The organism is Streptomyces sp. NPDC001027, assembly GCF_040299045.1.
Taxonomy (GTDB): Bacteria; Actinomycetota; Actinomycetes; order Streptomycetales; family Streptomycetaceae; genus Streptomyces.
The window spans coordinates 1-1,657 of the sequence record NZ_JBEPBI010000557.1; the positions used below are offsets into that span (position 1 = coordinate 1).

Consider the following 1,657-nt stretch of genomic DNA (forward strand, 5'->3'; position numbering starts at 1 on the left):
AGAAGGCTTCCGCTTTCCGAACATGATCGTGTGGTTCGACGTTGGTGGGCATGAACTCCACCTGTGGGCGGAAGAGATGGGGCGGTTCGTCTGCTCGTCTCGTCCGTGGAGGTGGCTGTGCCCTCGGTGCTCGGAATGCTGGAAGCCCGGGAGAAGAAGGTCCGCGAGGAGGTAGCCCGGCTACGGGAGGAGGCCGATCGAGTGCAGGCTGCGCTCGTGGCGGCGGAAGGCGCCCTGGTGAGGCTGGCCGGCGCCCGGGAAACGGTGGCCGAGGTGCTGGGTGAACAGGCCAGTCAGGGCGGCGAGTTGTCCCGTAGTGCGGTCGCTGGCTCGACCGTTCCGCACCGGGGTGAGAATGCCGCCGCCCAGGTGCTCGCGCCCGAATACCAGCAGATCCTGCGGGTGCTCGCCTCGCCGGAGGCCGCCGGCGGGATGCGGGTGAAGCAGATCCTGGCCGGGCTGGAATGGGAGGCGACACCGACCCGGATCGAGGGAGTGCGCTCGCGGGTCAAGCGGCTGGCCGCCCGCGGGTGGGCCACCGAGGTGGCGCCGAACGTGTTCGCCTCCGCTATGACGACGGCGCCGGCTGCCGCGGGATGAAGGCACTCCGGCGGCGTCCGGCCAGTCGCCCGGCCATCAGCATGGTCATCGACCACAGCACCATCGCCTCGTGCATCGCGGGCAGCGTCTCGTAGTCACGCACCAGCCGGCGCGAGCGCATCAGCCAGCTCAGCGTTCTCTCCACCACCCACCGTCTCGGCAGCACCACGAAACCCGTGGTGTCGTCGCAGCGGCGGACGATGTCGAGGGTGAGCCGGAGCTCTGAGCGGGCGAGGTCGACCAGGCGGCCGGCATAGCCGCCGTCCGCCCAGACGAGACGGACCGAGAAATACTGCTCGCGCAGCCGCGCCAGCAGCGGGACGCCCGCGTCGCGGTCCTGCACGCTCGCCGCGCTCACCATGACCGCCAGGACCAGCCCGAGACAGTCCACCACCACGTGCCGCTTGCGCCCGCCCACCCTTTTGCCGCCGTCCCACCCTGACGTCACGCGCGGCACGTTCGCCGCGGCCCGCACCGACTGCGAGTCCACGATCGCAGCCGTCGGATCCACCGAGCGGCCCTCCTTCACGCGCACGCGGTCGCGCAGCCGGTCATGGAACTCGGCCAGCAGCCCGGTGGCCTGCCAGCGGCGGGCAAAGGCATGCACCCGCCGAAACGGCGGGAAGTCCGCGGGCAGGTTGACCCACTTCACGCCGTTGTCGACGACATAACGGACCGCATCCAACATCACGCGGTGGCAGTAGCCCTCGGGCCGCCCACCCCGGCCCGCCAGCCAGGCCGGCACCGGCAGCGCAGAGCGGACTTCCTGCCATTCCGCCTCCGTCATGTCCGAGGCATAACACCGGCTTCGCCCCGGCCGGTCACCCGCGTTCCCGAACCGGTGAGCGAGGCACTCGCACAACGACACACGGGAGTTGGACGCGACGGGCACGGTCACGCAAGACTGCGACAACAGGGTCTCCTTGGTGCTCGAGTGGCTTCGCAACCCCGAGCTACCGAGGGGACTCTGTCTTCATGCGCCGACACCGCCGCGATCACCCGATCCAGAACCCAGTTCGACTGAACACGTCCACCGACCGGTATGCGGAAGCCTTCT

The 1,657-nt window shown here is 69.8% G+C and carries 2 protein-coding genes; one reads left to right on the forward strand and one right to left on the reverse strand.

Annotation, left to right across the window (positions count from 1 at the left end; genetic code table 11):
- The first annotated feature begins 117 nt into the window (after positions 1–117).
- Entirely contained in the window at positions 118–600 is a 483-nt protein-coding gene (locus tag ABT300_RS43865) for a hypothetical protein (protein ID WP_351688729.1), read from the forward strand.
- Here the strand turns inward: ABT300_RS43865 and ABT300_RS43870 are convergent.
- Positions 569–1,387: an IS5 family transposase gene (locus tag ABT300_RS43870; RefSeq protein WP_351688731.1), complete on the reverse strand. Its 819-nt coding sequence runs from the start codon at positions 1,385–1,387 to the stop codon at positions 569–571. The genes ABT300_RS43865 and ABT300_RS43870 overlap by 32 nt on opposite strands.
- Between the last annotated feature and the right edge of the window lie 270 nt (positions 1,388–1,657).

Excerpts from the sequence above, each read along its gene's own strand:
- ABT300_RS43870 (WP_351688731.1), bottom strand. The coding sequence starts at position 1,387 with ATGACGGAGGCGGAATGGCAGGAAGTCCGCTCTGCGCTGCCGGTGCCG.